Raw genomic sequence first — 18,955 nt, 5'->3', positions numbered from 1 at the left:
CAAACTATGCGTTAATGATTTTTAGAAAAAAACAAGAAAAACAGTCATTTTTGCAGAAATATAAGTAAAATGGCATTTATCAAAATTTTTTAGCAAGATAACCCTAAAATTGAAGTATTGGTTTCCATTTATGAACCAATTACTGCCAAAAATTTGTTAATTTTGTTCAATGGCAACAAGAAAGAAAAGTTCGAGTCGTGGAAGAAGCAAAAAGAAAAATTCTGTCCTATTAGACAATACAAAGTTAATCATTCGCAAAGTCATAAGCGTATTGACAAACCCTCGCACACATCGAATTTGTGGGCTGGCTCTTTGTTTATTTGCAGTTTTTTTGCTTTTAGCCTTTATTTCCTACCTAAACACATGGAGCATTGACCACAGTGAGGTCAAGGATGCACCGTGGTATTTTTTGTTTTTCTCCCATGCTGAAAGCAGCAACATCATAGGACGTTTGGGAAGTGTATTCTCCCATCTGTTCATTTACCGATGGTTTGGTTTAGCCGCTTTCATCTGGGTAGGCGTATTATTCCTCACAGGATTGAAGTGGATTTACAAAAATTCTCCCATTCTCCTTGCCAGAATTTATCAATACGCCTTTTTAGGCACTATCTTATTGGCCACTATACTCGGTTTTTTATCCTCAGGAAGTACCTCTGGATTTCCTTTTGGCGGAGGTTTCGGCTCGTATGTTAGTAATTGGCTCATATCCTTTATCGGAATTTTGGGTACAGGTCTGTTCTTGTTGTTTTGTTTGGCAGTTGTCTTGATTGCAATGTTTGACATAGAAATTGCTTATTTGGAGCAAAAGTACCAGCGATTTGCGAACCACAAATGGGTAAAACCTATTTTTCGATTTTTCACCTTTGAAAAAAATCCTACTGCAAACTCCACTGCAACAAGTACTAAAACACAAACCAACTCAAAAACTCGTAGTATCAATCCTACATTGGCTCCAATGAATGAGGATGAGGTCTTGCTAACTGCCAATGGCAAGCAGATAGAAATGAGTTTTGATGCCAATAGCCAAACACTACTAAAAGACAAACGAAAAAAAGATAGCCTCGATCAAAGTGATTTATCGCTCGATATCGTAGCAGTTGATGGTGTAGAAGAAAAACCTACCAAAACTTCAAAATCAAAACTTGATACAGGCGTAGTCGTTCCGCTACCTGAGTTGGAGGAAAATGATACAGTAGAGAATGAAGAGTATGACCCTACTTTGGACTTAGGAGAGTACAAACTACCTTCGGTTGAATTGCTTGAATATTATGGACAAGACCTCTATGAAGCAGATAGAATTGAAGTCAGCATGGAGGAGTTGGAGGCAAACAAAGAACAGATTGTTCAGACACTCAACAACTACAATATTGAAATTTCTAAAATAAAAGCAACCCCAGGGCCTACGGTTACACTTTACGAAATCGTCCCTGCGCCTGGTGTGCGTATTTCTCGAATTAGGAACTTAGAAGATGACATTGCCTTAAGTTTGGCAGCATTGGGTATCCGTATCATTGCACCGATGCCTGGCAAAGGAACAGTGGGGATTGAAGTACCGAACCGTAAAAAAGAAATTGTATCTCTTCGAAGCATATTAGAATCGGAACAGTTTCAGAAAACAAAAATGGAATTGCCGATTGCTTTGGGAAGGACAATTTCTAACGAAAATTACATTGCAGACTTATCCAAAATGCCACACTTGCTCATGGCAGGTGCAACAGGGCAGGGTAAATCTGTGTGTCTCAACTCTATATTGGTTTCACTACTCTACCGCAAACACCCTGCTGAATTGAAATTTGTGATGATTGATCCCAAAAAAGTGGAGTTGTCGCTCTTCAATACCATTGAAATGCACTATTTGGCGAAATTGCCAGGGGCAGAAGAAGCGATTGTCACCGATACCAAACAAGTGGTGCAAACCCTTAATGCACTGTGTATTGAGATGGACCAACGCTATGATTTGTTGAAAAATGCTCACGTCCGCAACATCAAAGAATACAACCGCAAATTCAAACAGCGCAAACTGAACCCATTGAAGGGACACCGCTTCCTCCCTTATTTTGTGTTGGTCATTGACGAGTTTGCCGACTTGATTATGACCGCAGGAAAAGAAATCGAAATGCCAATCGCACGTTTGGCGCAGTTGGCGAGGGCAATCGGAATTCACTTAGTAATTGCTACTCAGCGACCTACTGTAAATATCATCACAGGTACAATTAAGGCCAACTTTCCTGTTCGAATTGCGTTTAGAGTTACTTCAAAGGTGGATTCTCGTACTATTTTGGACATGGGAGGAGCCAATCAATTGATTGGACGTGGAGATATGTTGGTATCTTATGGTGGTGATGTGATCCGTTTGCAGGGTACGTTTGTCGATACGCCTGAGGTGGACAATATCACCGAATTTATTGGGAAACAAAGAGGGTATCCGAGTCCATTTTTGCTGCCTGAATACAGTGATGATGACGACAAACGTGGTGGGGCTGATGATATGGAAATGGATGAACTGTTTGAAGAAGCAGCCCACATCATTGTTCAACACCAACAAGGCTCTACTTCTTTGCTGCAAAGGCGGTTAAAATTGGGTTACAATCGTGCAGGACGCATTATGGATCAGCTGGAAGCCATGGGGATTGTCGGCCCAAATGTGGGGAGTAAGGCTCGGGAAGTTTATTTCCCTGATAGTTTTGAATTGGAGCAATATCTGCAAAACATGAGCGAGAAAAAGTAATTCATTTCTGGATTAAACATATACATCCTACCTTTGTCTAAAAATTAAGTGAATACTAAAATTGATTGGTCATTCATTGAAGTGAATGATTTGCAGAAAGTGTTTATTGAATTAACATAAAATAATGTATATGAGAACTTTAGTAGTCTTTTTAATGACTTGTTTACTTACAAACGCTGCATTGACAGCCTCAAATACCACTCCATTTTTCTTCCTAAATACAGATTATGAATGGTCCGTTGTGCCGCTCAATCCAGTGAAAGAAGATGCCCGTGCACAATCCATTTTGGATAAATTTAGCAGAAAAATAGCTGCATACAGTTCTGTCATTGCAGATTTTACCTTCAATATCGAAAATCCAGATGCAGGTGTGAAAGAAACCCAAAAAGGCAAACTCTATATGAAAGGGGACAAATACCGCATGGAAAACAAAGATTTTGAGCGTCGTTCGGATGGTGCAAGTGTTTGGACTTTGTTTTTATATGGTGATGAAGGAGAAGTACAAGTGACTGACAGCAGTGAAGATGATGGAGAATTGTCGCCACAAATGTTGTTTAGTATTTACAAAAAAGATTTCTATGCAGTTTTTAAGGAAGAAGCTGTGGAAGATGGTAAAGCGGTAGCAGTCATTGACCTGACTCCCAAAAGCAAAGATATTCCTTATTTCAAAGTTCGATTGTTTTTTGAAAAGGCAACTAATATGCTTGTCAAAGCAAAGGTTTTTGAAAAAAGTGGCACTACTTTCACTTTCTTCCTCGACAATTACCAAACAAACAAAGAATTGGCAGACAGCTTTTTTGTGATGAAAAAAGCAGATTATGCAAAATATGAGTGGGTTGACTTGAGAGATTAATCCTCAAAAAATCCATTTCTTTTCATAAAAAAAATGCCCGATAGCAATCAATTGTTATCGGGCATTTTTTATGCTTGAATTATTGATATTGACTTCACTTCACTACCCTGAACCGCTTACCTTTCAGCCATTTGGTCAAAAAATCTCGGTTGTCGGAAAGTTTGGCAAGGTAATAATTCTGTGTTAGAGTATAGGCGACCGAAGAGCGAATAGGTTCTGCTACAACGGCTTGATTTCCTGATGTATAATTGGAGTGAATAAAAGTCATTCCTGTTTCATCGTATCGAATAAAACCTACATGTTTGTCCAGCCCTACAATGTAAAAACCATATCCTAAAGTTTCTAAAACTTCGATAGATCGACTTCGACTATAGAGGTGTTGAATATCTTGTTCCTCTACCAAACTTTGCACCATATTGATAGGCCATTGTTGCGCCATAGTGTAGTGATTGATGTTGATACCCATGTGTTTTAAATTGGTGGAAACCAAATATCCACAGGCAATAAACCCTTCTTGTGGTCTTTCACAATGCCCATAAAAATCCCACAATGTGCCATACCATTTGGGCAACAAATGTTCTGTCAAAGCATTGGTAAACATATATTCAGCGTCTGCAAAAATCTGGTCAATATCGCTCGTTTGTTTCGCTTTTTGGAGGGATTTGGCCAAGGTTCTACGGTGTTGGTCAATTTCACGAAGACTTGCATCATAGTTTTGGGCTGCAATAACAGGGCGGTAACTCGTGTATCGAAAATCTGCAACAGGAACTTCGTCTATGATTTTTTCTGCCGCTTTTTTTGCCTTTGCAGTTGGGTGATTTTTTTTAGCTACCGCTGCAATTGAAGGAGTAGAAATGGGTGTGGATTCTACCCAACACCAATTTTCCAGCGTTTTTTGCAGCACATCACAGTTGTCTATCTCAAAAGCTTGAATAGATGAATCGTTGATAGTGTTTTGAATACCAATGATTAGTAGAAAAAGGGAAAGTAATAGTTTCTTCATTATTTTTTAAAAAATCAGGAAATCAAATTTGTTTTAACTGAGCAGGTCAAACTTCAAAAAAAACAAACACCACAAAATTACAAAATTGCCTGACGAATTCTCACCAATCGTGTCAATAAATTTTCTAATTTGTACAAAGGCAACATATTTGCTCCATCCGATTTTGCTACTGAAGGGTCTGGATGTGTCTCGATAAACAAGCCATCTGCGCTTACTGCAATGCCCGCTTTGGCAATCGTTTCGATCAATTGTGGAATACCGCCTGTCACGCCAGAATTTTGATTGGGTTTTTGAAGGGAGTGTGTGCAGTCCAGTACCACAGGGACACCCATACTTTGCATAGTCGGAATACCTCGGTAATCCACCACCATATCTTGGTAACCAAAAGTCGTTCCACGCTCTATCGCAAAAATTTGCTCATTACCAGATTGCCGCACTTTGTCAATCGCAAACTGCATGGCTTCTGGCGACAAAAACTGTCCTTTTTTGATACTAACCACTTTCCCCGTTTTTGCAGCAGCGACCAACAAGCTCGTTTGACGGCACATAAAAGCGGGAATTTGCAGCACATCCACGTATTCCGCAGCCATTGCTGCTTCTTCGTCCGCATGAATATCGGTCGTGACAGGTACACCTATTTCAGCACGTACTTTCGCTAAAATTTTCAAGGCTTTTTCGTCGCCAATTCCTGTAAATGAATCCAAACGAGAACGGTTGGCTTTTCGGTACGAACCCTTGAAAATGTAGGGAATTTGCAGCTTATCGGTGATGGCTTTGACCTTTTCGGCGACTTCCATACAAAGTGATTCGCTTTCTACGGCACAAGGCCCTGCAATCAAGAAAAAGTTGTTTGCAGATAGGTGTTGGATTTGTGGAATGTTGTTTATCAAGGTATTGTTGTGTTTTTTGTTATTCAAATATAATGGTTCTGAGGGAATCTCGATCTAATTCTACAAAGCTATTCACTCCTCTTGTATTGATGAAATAGATAAAACCATTTTTAGTTGTATTCAAATTGGGAAAGCCGGCCCACAAGGTCAAAGGTTCATTGTACAAACTATCTATTTCTACGAGTCTTCCATTTTTGAGTGTGCTGATAAAGGTCTTGTCAAAATTCACATTCAAATGATACAGTACTGTATCTTTGACAAAGGAAGTCAAAGTCATAACTTCATTTGTATGGCTATTGTTCTATGATAGGACAATAGCCTTAAAAGTTATAGTTTGCCAGAGATTAGGGATGTTGAATATCAGTTTCAATTCCAATATGGTACGATTAAAAGTGACGGCGTGAGCTATGACATAAAAATAACGATTAGTTTCAATTCCAATATGGTACGATTAAAAGTATCAACCGCTTTATCTAAATGCGCCAACTATCACAATGTTTCAATTCCAATATGGTACGATTAAAAGTCGTTATCTATGCTCAAACCCTTAATGCCCGTGAAGTTTCAATTCCAATATGGTACGATTAAAAGCAAACGGCACTATTGTTTAGAACCATGTTTATGATGTTTCAATTCCAATATGGTACGATTAAAAGTAGCTTTTGCAGTCGCCTACATTATCCGCCAATAATGTTTCAATTCCAATATGGTACGATTAAAAGATGATAGTTTTTATAAATTCTTATAGACGATGAAGTGTTTCAATTCCAATATGGTACGATTAAAAGAAAGATACTGAAAGAAGATGAAGCGATTTTCAACAGTTTCAATTCCAATATGGTACGATTAAAAGAAAGATACTGAAAGAAGATGAAGCGATTTTCAACAGTTTCAATTCCAATATGGTACGATTAAAAGTGTCGGCATAGAATTTTTTGTGAACTTTTAGTGATGTTTCAATTCCAATATGGTACGATTAAAAGACAGAGGTATGAATCAATACCTGACGAAGTGTTGAGTTTCAATTCCAATATGGTACGATTAAAAGTGGTATATTATTAAAGTCGTCCAAAACCACAATAATGTTTCAATTCCAATATGGTACGATTAAAAGTACGCTGAAATTTCAGAGTGTGATTATACTCACAATGTTTCAATTCCAATATGGTACGATTAAAAGCCGAGTTCAAAACCGATGCCACCGAAGACTTGCCAAGTTTCAATTCCAATATGGTACGATTAAAAGTGGGGTGTGAAGTTGGCAACATTTAAAGTGAATGAGTTTCAATTCCAATATGGTACGATTAAAAGCTCCTTGGATTAGGTTGTCGGTGTATTTTTTAATGAGTTTCAATTCCAATATGGTACGATTAAAAGAATGTGGTGAAAGATGGCAGTAATTTGGTGGCTGAAGTTTCAATTCCAATATGGTACGATTAAAAGTTCAATTAGGCCGCTTGATGTGGTGACAATGACAGTGTTTCAATTCCAATATGGTACGATTAAAAGTTCAATAAACGCCTTGCCATTCCATTTCACTTCGATGTTTCAATTCCAATATGGTACGATTAAAAGTTCGGAAAGAGAGCAGTAGGGGGGGGAGCTATGATGTTTCAATTCCAATATGGTACGATTAAAAGACAATAATAAATTAGCTGAATCATACGCAGCAAATAGTTTCAATTCCAATATGGTACGATTAAAAGAATTGCTCAACTACGACCCAAACGACCCCGAATATGTTTCAATTCCAATATGGTACGATTAAAAGTAAAGACCCGGTGATGGGGGGAGTTATTCATATCAAGTTTCAATTCCAATATGGTACGATTAAAAGAGAACGAGCAATATCAGTAAAATTAGATTCATTTTGTTTCAATTCCAATATGGTACGATTAAAAGGTTGTTTGCACTGTTGCTGTTGCGCTTACAATCGGGTTTCAATTCCAATATGGTACGATTAAAAGAAAAAAAGGTACAAAACCGAAACTATCCCGAAAATGTTTCAATTCCAATATGGTACGATTAAAAGAAGTACAATGCCCTGACGGAAGTTGTGCCGATACTTGTTTCAATTCCAATATGGTACGATTAAAAGAAAATATATGCAAGATTTGGGGCGCAATTCTTGGGGTTTCAATTCCAATATGGTACGATTAAAAGTTTATAATGCTCAACTAATAAAAAAGAAATAAATAAGTTTCAATTCCAATATGGTACGATTAAAAGGCAAACCACGCCTGCCCCCCAGATGGAAGACAATTGTTTCAATTCCAATATGGTACGATTAAAAGCTCATAACTTTAATTTCAATTTTTCGATAAATAATTGTTTCAATTCCAATATGGTACGATTAAAAGATAAAAAAGCCTCGCTTATGATATGGCAGTCAAGCGGTTTCAATTCCAATATGGTACGATTAAAAGTCCGAAGAAGTGACAATCGAATCCCCAACGCCAGACATTTCAATTCCAATATGGTACGATTAAAAGTTGGCTAAGGAGTTTCCTTCGGATTATTTCTACAGTTTCAATTCCAATATGGTACGATTAAAAGGGATTTGCACAGACACAGAAGTAGGTATTAGGGTTGTTTCAATTCCAATATGGTACGATTAAAAGAATTCTTACGTGGAACATTTCACCATCAAAATTGAGTTTCAATTCCAATATGGTACGATTAAAAGTGCTGATGACCCGTTGTTGTTGTCGTTTGACTTTAAGTTTCAATTCCAATATGGTACGATTAAAAGCAAAGGGCGAGAGATATTGCAGAGAATCAAGTCAAGTTTCAATTCCAATATGGTACGATTAAAAGCTATTGGAAGCAGAGAGGCAGGCATACGAAGCAGTGTTTCAATTCCAATATGGTACGATTAAAAGCCTGTGGTTTCGGTTTTACTTGCCTTGAAAATGAGTTTCAATTCCAATATGGTACGATTAAAAGAAGTGAGGAAATGATAAAAGTAATTGCCTATTTCATGTTTCAATTCCAATATGGTACGATTAAAAGAAGGAAAATGCAGTGCCTGAAAAAACTTGGCTTTGTTTCAATTCCAATATGGTACGATTAAAAGAGAAATATGACGAGCAATCGGCAACACAAGCCAATCGTTTCAATTCCAATATGGTACGATTAAAAGAATGATATTGGTGGATGTTAGAGGTACTAATGATATGTTTCAATTCCAATATGGTACGATTAAAAGAACTAAAGAATTAGTTGTTTCTAAGTGTTTAGAAAGTTTCAATTCCAATATGGTACGATTAAAAGCAAAAAACAAAACATTATGTTTATTCCAAAGAAGTGTTTCAATTCCAATATGGTACGATTAAAAGGGCTGTTTTTTCAATGCTTCGATTTCCGCTTTCATTGTTTCAATTCCAATATGGTACGATTAAAAGAGCGTATTTGGGAGAAAGGGAACAACTCAAAACGCTGTTTCAATTCCAATATGGTACGATTAAAAGACCATCCCAAAACGTAATCGCATTATCAAACCGCTGTTTCAATTCCAATATGGTACGATTAAAAGATGAAAGTAGTAAACCTAGTTTCTACAGTTGTAGTGTTTCAATTCCAATATGGTACGATTAAAAGTTTCGGAAAGAGAGTTCAAGGGGTGGTAGCTATGATGTTTCAATTCCAATATGGTACGATTAAAAGACCAATTTATGCTCAAATGTTTCGGCGAGTAGTGCAGTTTCAATTCCAATATGGTACGATTAAAAGGTCAAATTCATCTATCAGATGACAATTCAACTTATAGTTTCAATTCCAATATGGTACGATTAAAAGTGGGAAGGTAGAATTTATTTTAAAGATGAGGAGTATGTTTCAATTCCAATATGGTACGATTAAAAGAGGAAGGGGGTGATGCATAGTATTGGGTTTTTGAAGTTTCAATTCCAATATGGTACGATTAAAAGTCTGTTTTTAGCAGCCTTGAAACCTCGCTAAATGAGTTTCAATTCCAATATGGTACGATTAAAAGTGCGTGAACTTTTGTACAACCCCACCAAAGATTTAGTTTCAATTCCAATATGGTACGATTAAAAGAATCTCAATTTGAAAAAGATGATGAAGCCTTTGAAGTTTCAATTCCAATATGGTACGATTAAAAGTAGACTTCAATCGCTTATCTATGCAGCAGTGATTGAGTTTCAATTCCAATATGGTACGATTAAAAGGCTGTATGCTTTTTTATTCATTATTTACTTTTTATCGTTTCAATTCCAATATGGTACGATTAAAAGTGCTGCACTGCTGAAATGTGAGCAGCAGCACCACTAGTTTCAATTCCAATATGGTACGATTAAAAGTGTACAACGTGTGTGCAAACGGCGTAGTGCCGTTTGTTTCAATTCCAATATGGTACGATTAAAAGGTAATCGCATTATCAAACCGCTTCGGAGGCGCAAAGTTTCAATTCCAATATGGTACGATTAAAAGCATGTTCTATGCGTTCAAAAAGTTGCTGAGATTCTTGTTTCAATTCCAATATGGTACGATTAAAAGATACCAACTCGCCAACGTCAAGAAAAAACTTTGCAGTTTCAATTCCAATATGGTACGATTAAAAGTTTGAAGCAGGCGTTTGAAGAGTACAAAAGTGACAGTTTCAATTCCAATATGGTACGATTAAAAGTACCGTTTTTAAGCTCTATTGAATAAACTAACTGGTTTCAATTCCAATATGGTACGATTAAAAGATTGCAGGTGTTGTCGGTTATTAGCTGCTGCTTCGGTTTCAATTCCAATATGGTACGATTAAAAGCATTCAAACTATCTCTCTGTACCTCTGCTATCCGAGGTTTCAATTCCAATATGGTACGATTAAAAGCATCGAAGGCGATTGTTTGTATCGAGAATACAAAAGTTTCAATTCCAATATGGTACGATTAAAAGTTTTTGAGGCACAAATTCGAGAATTGAACTTTCAATGTTTCAATTCCAATATGGTACGATTAAAAGAAAACTTGGCAACTGTGGAGGTGGAGGTATTGAGGTTTCAATTCCAATATGGTACGATTAAAAGAGCGGGGTGGTGTTATGCTTCAAGGGCCTATAAAAGTTTCAATTCCAATATGGTACGATTAAAAGTAAATTGTTGAAGAAATAGATGGGCTGTATTTATAGGTTTCAATTCCAATATGGTACGATTAAAAGGCCTCCACTAATTTTTGACGGTACTCAGCTTGTGATGTTTCAATTCCAATATGGTACGATTAAAAGAACTATTAACAATGTGGAGCGATTTACATTATTTAAGTTTCAATTCCAATATGGTACGATTAAAAGTAGGAATTTCAACCTCATCTAAACTTCTTAAATCAAGTTTCAATTCCAATATGGTACGATTAAAAGTAGGAATTTCAACCTCATCTAAACTTCTTAAATCAAGTTTCAATTCCAATATGGTACGATTAAAAGCTGCAAGACCAACATAGCAACAACCTAACAAATAAGTTTCAATTCCAATATGGTACGATTAAAAGATTTCCTTTGATGATGTAAAGATACTATGATTATTGTTTCAATTCCAATATGGTACGATTAAAAGCTTGCCCTACTCTACTGGCGATTGGTATGACTTTTGTTTCAATTCCAATATGGTACGATTAAAAGTGTATTAAAAGCACAACATTTATGCGTAGCAATGAGGTTTCAATTCCAATATGGTACGATTAAAAGTCAAAGCATCCAACACCAACACACCCAACAAAACAAGTTTCAATTCCAATATGGTACGATTAAAAGATGGAAAAGTCTTGGATATTCTTTGCTTGTGAAATGTTTCAATTCCAATATGGTACGATTAAAAGTTTGATGACTTACTATCCATTGATTGCCCCTTCTTTGTTTCAATTCCAATATGGTACGATTAAAAGCATAAATATCCCTAAAAAACAAAGAAAGGAGAACAAGTTTCAATTCCAATATGGTACGATTAAAAGTCTATGAGCAATTCAAATATGATAATCGCAAAAAAGTTTCAATTCCAATATGGTACGATTAAAAGTGGCTTGAATATGGTGAGTAGCCGACACCTAAAACTGTTTCAATTCCAATATGGTACGATTAAAAGGGTGAGTGAGAATGCAAATAGAATTGCGATTAGAAGTTTCAATTCCAATATGGTACGATTAAAAGTTTTGTACGCACCTTCTCTCTGTGCATCTAAAGCTGTTTCAATTCCAATATGGTACGATTAAAAGGAGGCTTGAAAATGAAATTCCCTTTTCATGATGAAAGTTTCAATTCCAATATGGTACGATTAAAAGCTCTCCCATCAATTCTTTCAGCAAACACCTATTTTGTTTCAATTCCAATATGGTACGATTAAAAGATCAAAAAAAGAATTTGACAACTGCGAAGATTGGTCGTTTCAATTCCAATATGGTACGATTAAAAGTCTATGGTTCGAGATTAGAAGCAAGGAACAATTATGTTTCAATTCCAATATGGTACGATTAAAAGACCCAAATTTCCTTATACAAACCTGCCATTAGCTTTGTTTCAATTCCAATATGGTACGATTAAAAGAACGTAAAGGCTACGAGAAATTACATGAAGCAAGAAGTTTCAATTCCAATATGGTACGATTAAAAGTACACATTAAGAACACAACTAAAGGATTTTGACATGTTTCAATTCCAATATGGTACGATTAAAAGAATGAGTTCTTGTGGAGATTTGAACTTACTGTGGAGTTTCAATTCCAATATGGTACGATTAAAAGTGATGACTTCAATCCTTTTGCTTACACCAAAGAGAAGTTTCAATTCCAATATGGTACGATTAAAAGAGTGACCGTAACATTACTGTTTTCAATGTAGATGAATGTTTCAATTCCAATATGGTACGATTAAAAGTCGGGCGTTGCGGTGCAGTGAAGTACAAGATATTGAGTTTCAATTCCAATATGGTACGATTAAAAGTAAATCAAATTATTCTTCAATCCCACATAAAAACAGTTTCAATTCCAATATGGTACGATTAAAAGGACGCAGAAAGAAAAGCAACCCAAATTACGGACAACGTTTCAATTCCAATATGGTACGATTAAAAGTGAAGATAAGCCAAAGACGGCTTTCAAATCGTCTTGTTTCAATTCCAATATGGTACGATTAAAAGCCGTGGCGCAAAGCAGTATAGTGGTGAAATCATGTGTTTCAATTCCAATATGGTACGATTAAAAGCTTCTTTTTTGAAAGATGAAGTAGCTGGCTTCAAGGTTTCAATTCCAATATGGTACGATTAAAAGGGTTCTTTTTTTCCGATACCAAGTTTGTATTATAATGTTTCAATTCCAATATGGTACGATTAAAAGTTTAGGTTCAAAGAAAGTCTTTGCTTGCAGGGGTGTTTCAATTCCAATATGGTACGATTAAAAGTACCGTAAAGCGTAAAGCAAGAGAATCGTTCCTTAGGTTTCAATTCCAATATGGTACGATTAAAAGAGGGTACGAAGATGGAGAGGGGATTGAACTTTACAAGTTTCAATTCCAATATGGTACGATTAAAAGCTAAATTTGTAGGCAAATAAATCCCACTCCACTGAAGTTTCAATTCCAATATGGTACGATTAAAAGATAGAACCTTGCCTTTTGCTCCTTCTCCTTCTGTTGTTTCAATTCCAATATGGTACGATTAAAAGCGTGTTGGCGTGTTGGTGTATTAGGGTATTGAAGCATGTTTCAATTCCAATATGGTACGATTAAAAGAGACATGAACAAGATAGCAGACTACGCAACGCAAATGTTTCAATTCCAATATGGTACGATTAAAAGTCGCACAACATTATCCGCAACACAACAGCGATTCAGTTTCAATTCCAATATGGTACGATTAAAAGAGGGGAAGATAGATGGGTAAAAGAAGTCACCGTTGTGTTTCAATTCCAATATGGTACGATTAAAAGTCCATCACCCGCACCACATCACGCACATTCATAGCGTTTCAATTCCAATATGGTACGATTAAAAGATCCCGTTACGGTTGGCGAGACACTTGTAGTTCCATGTTTCAATTCCAATATGGTACGATTAAAAGTCATCGTCTTGCTTCATCATATTTTCAAGCGCAATGTTTCAATTCCAATATGGTACGATTAAAAGTGTTAAGAAAATTTCTAAGTTTATTTCTAATTATGTTTCAATTCCAATATGGTACGATTAAAAGTGTACCAACCTTGAAAGTTCCTCCATCATTGATGAGTTTCAATTCCAATATGGTACGATTAAAAGTAGGAACAACAACGACACCAACTTATTTAGCTGCGTTTCAATTCCAATATGGTACGATTAAAAGTAGCCTTGATAGGTGAAAACATGGACGTTTTTTTGAGTTTCAATTCCAATATGGTACGATTAAAAGTACTGTTGAATTAACGACTATGTTCAATGTGTTATGTTTCAATTCCAATATGGTACGATTAAAAGGTATAGTGAGAAAAATGGGCATGATTTGGTTGTATTGTTTCAATTCCAATATGGTACGATTAAAAGACAGTCCCAAAGTGGAATTGTAGATTTTTCGCCCGTTTCAATTCCAATATGGTACGATTAAAAGAACATATTCCGTTTCGTCAAAATCATCAATAAGGAGTTTCAATTCCAATATGGTACGATTAAAAGTCCACCATGATAATTCTTTTGGACTTCTCATGATGTTTCAATTCCAATATGGTACGATTAAAAGTTGCAGACAATGGGCTACAAATAGCAATATCATGAGGTTTCAATTCCAATATGGTACGATTAAAAGAAGTCGAACTGATTTGAATTTTGGCGCAGATGGTGAGTTTCAATTCCAATATGGTACGATTAAAAGATTGGAGTTAGAGGCTTTGTTTTTTTGACGATGAAGTTTCAATTCCAATATGGTACGATTAAAAGTCCCTGTGTCGCCTCACCCATCCAACGACATTCGTGTTTCAATTCCAATATGGTACGATTAAAAGCGCCACATAATCAGATGGCTCAGAAATTTCCGTGTGGTTTCAATTCCAATATGGTACGATTAAAAGAATATCAAGATAAGAATAATATCTTGGATGATTATGTTTCAATTCCAATATGGTACGATTAAAAGTAATTGAAATGACAGGACTAAGTGAAAACTTGGTAGTTTCAATTCCAATATGGTACGATTAAAAGAGATTAAGAAAATACGGCTTGATATTTATAAACGAGTTTCAATTCCAATATGGTACGATTAAAAGATTCTTTTCTTTTCGACCTATCCCCTACGGATTACAGTTTCAATTCCAATATGGTACGATTAAAAGCTCAAAGACAATGAGGGAAAAATCGTGTACTGCGATGTTTCAATTCCAATATGGTACGATTAAAAGGAGGACACCTGTTTCGATAGAATCAAAAGAAGAAGTTTCAATTCCAATATGGTACGATTAAAAGAATATTGTGTTGGCTTCTTTTGGGTTCGGGTGTGCTGTTTCAATTCCAATATGGTACGATTAAAAGAATCTTCCAGTATCTCAAGCAACAAGAAGGAGATAGGTTTCAATTCCAATATGGTACGATTAAAAGCAGTAAACGAATTGGATAACTGGGGGGCTATTGAGGTTTCAATTCCAATATGGTACGATTAAAAGTCAATGGACTCAACATGAAGGTAGTTGATGTTGACAGTTTCAATTCCAATATGGTACGATTAAAAGTTTCTCCCTGTCGTCGTTCAAAAGTCCACTTATAAGGTTTCAATTCCAATATGGTACGATTAAAAGATTTTTCATCCTTATTTTTCAGTTCCGAAATACAAGGTTTCAATTCCAATATGGTACGATTAAAAGACGATCAAACTTTCCCAAATTCTGAATTAAAGAATTGTTTCAATTCCAATATGGTACGATTAAAAGTCTACATCTAAGAATGTTCCGATCAACTTATTTTAGTTTCAATTCCAATATGGTACGATTAAAAGCCGTGTTAATTCGGGATGAATAAAGCTGTATGTGAGGTTTCAATTCCAATATGGTACGATTAAAAGTACACTCAAAGCCCCTTCAATAACCTTTGGCAAGTGTTTCAATTCCAATATGGTACGATTAAAAGATTTATAAAAAACAACCTCCCCGTGCGTGCTTTGGGTTTCAATTCCAATATGGTACGATTAAAAGGCAGCTGCATGAGGTTTCTTTTTGTCGAATCTACTTGTTTCAATTCCAATATGGTACGATTAAAAGTTTACCATCATGCGAAACCATTTTATCAATATTCTAGTTTCAATTCCAATATGGTACGATTAAAAGCCCGCCACTTCTTTGACCTTGTTTTCTTCGGGCAAGTTTCAATTCCAATATGGTACGATTAAAAGGCAGAGAGGATTTTTATTGGTTTGATAGTGATAGTGTTTCAATTCCAATATGGTACGATTAAAAGGCTCCTTTTGATTTGCAGGCAGCAAACTTAAATAAGTTTCAATTCCAATATGGTACGATTAAAAGCGTTTACAACCTTATCACATTTTGTTTTAAATGATGTTTCAATTCCAATATGGTACGATTAAAAGACGAAAAGTACGAAGTGATACACGACATTTGGAAAGTTTCAATTCCAATATGGTACGATTAAAAGCGTTTTTTCTATTTCTTTTCGCTTGAGCAATCCTTTAGGTTTCAATTCCAATATGGTACGATTAAAAGCGTAAGGATAAGAGCTTGCCACGAATTTTTATTAAGTTTCAATTCCAATATGGTACGATTAAAAGTTTGAGGCGAACGCTCCGATTTTACTCGAACATGGTGTTTCAATTCCAATATGGTACGATTAAAAGCGGGTATCCGTTTTTGCAGCAGCTACAATTCATAGCGTTTCAATTCCAATATGGTACGATTAAAAGCCGTCACGCTAAGATGTGTAAAAGTAACAAAACAAAAGCATTAGTACAAGCAAAAAACCGAAAAAAGCACCCAAAAAACAGTCGATGTCCAATAACACGATTTACCCCCACCTTCGACAGAAATCACAAACCACTCAAAAACAAACATTTAAAAACAAAAACAACACACATCAATAAAAAAGAACAACCGTTTATGGGACAATCAGCACACAACGACAATCCCATAAACCATTATTCCATCAATACCAATCCACTATGTCAAAGAACAAACCAAGTAGCCAGCCCTACAAAAACACATCCACCTCATTTTTCTCCTTCCCAACCACCTCCTTCACCAGCCACTTCTCCTTCCGACTCTTAAACACAATCACACTATCCACCTCCAAATCCATAATCAACCTCGCCTCATTCAACAACTCCAACAACTTCACCCCACTAATCTCCCCCTCAAAAACCGAATTTTGAATCCAATTTAAGTATTTTCTACACAACTTCAGCATTTTTCCCACCCTTTTTACCCCACAATCATACACCAATATAACGTACATAACAAGAAAATTAAAACAATTTTTTGAGTGCCAAACTATTTCAGTACATATTATTTCACTGTAAAGTTTTTTTAGGACGACTCACCCCAAAACCCCAACACCCCAACACACCAAATTTCACCACCCCATCTTCAAAGGCACATACTCCTCCATCCCCAGCAAATGCTTCGCCAACTTATAACACTCCAACTTAATCAAATGCCGATAACTCACCGCCTTCCCCAAAGACCCATGCACAATCGTCTCCTTCAAACGATCCTCATACGCCTCAATAAACTTCCTCCTCGCCCCATCCTTCAACAACACATAATTCAAATCCCGCTCAAAATCCTTCCGTTGAATAATCCGCTTATTCAACACCTTAAAAATCACCCGATCCACCAAAATAGGCTTAAAAACCTCCGCAATATCCAAAGCCAACGAATACCGCCTATACCCAGGCTCATGCAAAAAACCAATAGTAGGATTCAACTGCGTATGGTAAATCGCATCCAAACAAGTCGAATAACACATCATATTCCCAAACGAAATCAACGCATTCACCTCATTCTTAGGCGGCCGCTTACTCCGACCCCCCATCACCCAATCCGTCAAAATCTCATCAAAACCCTGATAATACGCCTGCCGAATATTCCCCTCCGTACCCATCAACGAAGGCACATCCACCGCCCCACCAATATCTTCTCTAAACGCCTCAACAAGCCCCACCTCATTCACCAAATCCCTACCACGCCCAGCATAATACCTCAAATTCTTCAACATATTATGCGCCCCACCCTCAATAAAAGACCGAGCCACCCGCATCCGCTTCCCCCCATCCAAAAAATGAGAAGTCTGAGCCACCACCATCCTCCCCGCCAGCAAATACTCCTTAGGCATAAACGAACCCTTATAATGCTCATAATAATCAAAAAAATGCACCATCACCCCCGCCTTCCCCAAAAAAGACAACAACGCACTATTCACATCCAACGCCCCAAAAACATACAACTGCCCCGTCCCCTCAATCGGAATAAACTTCGCCCTCTGTTCCACCCCATCCTTATCCACCGCCACAAACTTCAACGTATTATCCTTACGACTCATACGCCCCGCATTAAACAAATAATAACTCTTTTTCACCACCAAAATATTTAAACATGAAAAAATGAACAAACAGAGACGTTTCATCAAAACATCTCTACTCATTGACCCAACACAAATCAAAATAAGCACAACGCCCACAAGCCTTCAATCTCACCCGCTCAGGACAAACCACACCACCAACAATCCCCTCAATCTCCCGCACCATCCCCTTCAATCGTTCCCTATCCCCATCCTCCAAACAAACCACTTTACGCTCCCGCAACCTAGGATACTCCAAAACACCCGTCACCCCCTCAAAACCAGCCAATTCCATCACCCACAAATAATACTTCAACTGCCAAACATGCATCACCTCCACCGCCTTCCCCCTCTTCACCTCATGCACCACATTCATCTTAGGATCATAAAAATCAATCCGCACATTCCCCAAATCCACCTCCCGAAACCGCTTCGCCCGCTGCCCATAACTCGACTCATGCACCAACTTCCCCTCCAACACCAAATCCGAAGAATGCTCCATCTGCAAACCATTCGCAAACAACCACAACTTCCTATGACACAACTGCAAATAAGCAATATGCGTACCCGTAATACTTTCCATAAAGCAAAATCATTTAGCAATTCCGTAAGAATTGAATATTTGTAGAAAAATGAAAAACCATTTAGCAATTCCGTAAGAATTGAATATTTGTAGAAAAATGAGAAAAATAATCACAGAACTCCATCGGAGTTCAATCACCCATGAATAGCTCATCGCCCCCAATCAAAAATCCCAATATCCAATATTTCAAATAGTCGTATCCGTCCTATCCTCCCAATACGTATCCGCAGGCGGCACAATCTCCACCTTATCCATCTGCCGCTCATAAGGCAAAACCTTCTGCCCCCTTTCCTGCAAACCTTTTGCTATGAGCTGAATCAATTCAAGCTGTTGGTGGAGTGGGAGAGAGGTGATTTTTTGGAGGAGGGAGGTCATAGGAG

General features: G+C 37.0%; 9 protein-coding genes and 1 CRISPR repeat array. Of the genes, 2 read left to right on the top strand and 7 right to left on the bottom strand.

Annotated elements, in window-relative coordinates:
- The first annotated feature begins 169 nt into the window (after positions 1 to 169).
- Both R3E32_08050 and R3E32_08045 read left to right on the top strand, forming a co-directional pair.
- Positions 170 to 2,728 carry a DNA translocase FtsK 4TM domain-containing protein gene (locus tag R3E32_08050; protein MEZ4884661.1) on the top strand — a complete coding sequence of 853 codons (2,559 nt, stop codon included), beginning with the start codon at positions 170 to 172 and terminating at the stop codon, positions 2,726 to 2,728.
- A gap of 130 nt (positions 2,729 to 2,858) precedes the next feature.
- Positions 2,859 to 3,581 (top strand): outer membrane lipoprotein carrier protein LolA, encoded by a 723-nt coding sequence (locus tag R3E32_08045; GenBank protein ID MEZ4884660.1) that lies wholly within the window; start codon positions 2,859 to 2,861, stop codon positions 3,579 to 3,581.
- 94 nt (positions 3,582 to 3,675) lie between these two features.
- Here the strand turns inward: R3E32_08045 and R3E32_08040 are convergent, their stop codons facing one another.
- The 7 genes from R3E32_08040 to R3E32_08010 form a co-directional block, all read right to left on the bottom strand.
- Positions 3,676 to 4,584 carry a hypothetical protein gene (locus R3E32_08040; GenBank protein MEZ4884659.1) on the bottom strand — a complete coding sequence of 303 codons (909 nt, stop codon included), beginning with the start codon at positions 4,582 to 4,584 and terminating at the stop codon, positions 3,676 to 3,678.
- A 77-nt stretch (positions 4,585 to 4,661) separates the two neighbouring features.
- Entirely contained in the window at positions 4,662 to 5,501 is an 840-nt protein-coding gene (kdsA, locus tag R3E32_08035) for a 3-deoxy-8-phosphooctulonate synthase (GenBank protein MEZ4884658.1), read from the bottom strand.
- Entirely contained in the window at positions 5,494 to 5,751 is a 258-nt protein-coding gene (locus R3E32_08030; GenBank protein ID MEZ4884657.1) for a hypothetical protein, read from the bottom strand. Before R3E32_08030 ends, kdsA begins: the two co-directional genes overlap by 8 nt.
- Before the next feature lie 86 nt (positions 5,752 to 5,837).
- Positions 5,838 to 16,340: direct repeats of the CRISPR family, unit length 30 nt; unit sequence GTTTCAATTCCAATATGGTACGATTAAAAG.
- 284 nt (positions 16,341 to 16,624) lie between these two features.
- A complete protein-coding gene (gene cas2 / locus R3E32_08025; GenBank protein MEZ4884656.1) occupies positions 16,625 to 16,888 on the bottom strand; it encodes a CRISPR-associated endonuclease Cas2 in 264 nt (87 codons plus the stop codon).
- Positions 16,889 to 17,005: 117 nt separating this feature from the next.
- A complete protein-coding gene (gene cas1b, locus R3E32_08020; GenBank protein ID MEZ4884655.1) occupies positions 17,006 to 18,010 on the bottom strand; it encodes a type I-B CRISPR-associated endonuclease Cas1b in 1,005 nt (334 codons plus the stop codon).
- Positions 18,011 to 18,068: 58 nt separating this feature from the next.
- A complete protein-coding gene (gene cas4 / locus R3E32_08015; protein ID MEZ4884654.1) occupies positions 18,069 to 18,575 on the bottom strand; it encodes a CRISPR-associated protein Cas4 in 507 nt (168 codons plus the stop codon).
- Positions 18,576 to 18,761: 186 nt separating this feature from the next.
- The gene (locus tag R3E32_08010; GenBank protein ID MEZ4884653.1) at positions 18,762 to 18,950 is read right to left on the bottom strand and encodes a hypothetical protein; all 189 of its coding nucleotides are present in this window, start codon (positions 18,948 to 18,950) and stop codon (positions 18,762 to 18,764) included.
- Between the last annotated feature and the right edge of the window lie 5 nt (positions 18,951 to 18,955).

The sequence above is a fragment of the Chitinophagales bacterium genome (assembly GCA_041392475.1).
Classification (GTDB): domain Bacteria; phylum Bacteroidota; class Bacteroidia; order Chitinophagales; family UBA2359; genus JAUHXA01.
Note: the sequence above shows the minus strand (reverse complement) of the source record. Positions and strands in the feature narration are given on the sequence as shown.

Excerpts from the sequence above, each read along its gene's own strand:
- R3E32_08010 (MEZ4884653.1), bottom strand. The coding sequence starts at position 18,950 with ATGACCTCCCTCCTCCAAAAAATCACCTCTCTCCCACTCCACCAACAG.
- R3E32_08050 (MEZ4884661.1), top strand. The coding sequence starts at position 170 with ATGGCAACAAGAAAGAAAAGTTCGAGTCGTGGAAGAAGCAAAAAGAAA.
- R3E32_08045 (MEZ4884660.1), top strand. The coding sequence starts at position 2,859 with ATGAGAACTTTAGTAGTCTTTTTAATGACTTGTTTACTTACAAACGCT.
- R3E32_08040 (MEZ4884659.1), bottom strand. The coding sequence starts at position 4,584 with ATGAAGAAACTATTACTTTCCCTTTTTCTACTAATCATTGGTATTCAA.
- cas4 (MEZ4884654.1), bottom strand. The coding sequence starts at position 18,575 with ATGGAAAGTATTACGGGTACGCATATTGCTTATTTGCAGTTGTGTCAT.
- cas2 (MEZ4884656.1), bottom strand. The coding sequence starts at position 16,888 with ATGTACGTTATATTGGTGTATGATTGTGGGGTAAAAAGGGTGGGAAAA.
- R3E32_08030 (MEZ4884657.1), bottom strand. The coding sequence starts at position 5,751 with ATGACTTTGACTTCCTTTGTCAAAGATACAGTACTGTATCATTTGAAT.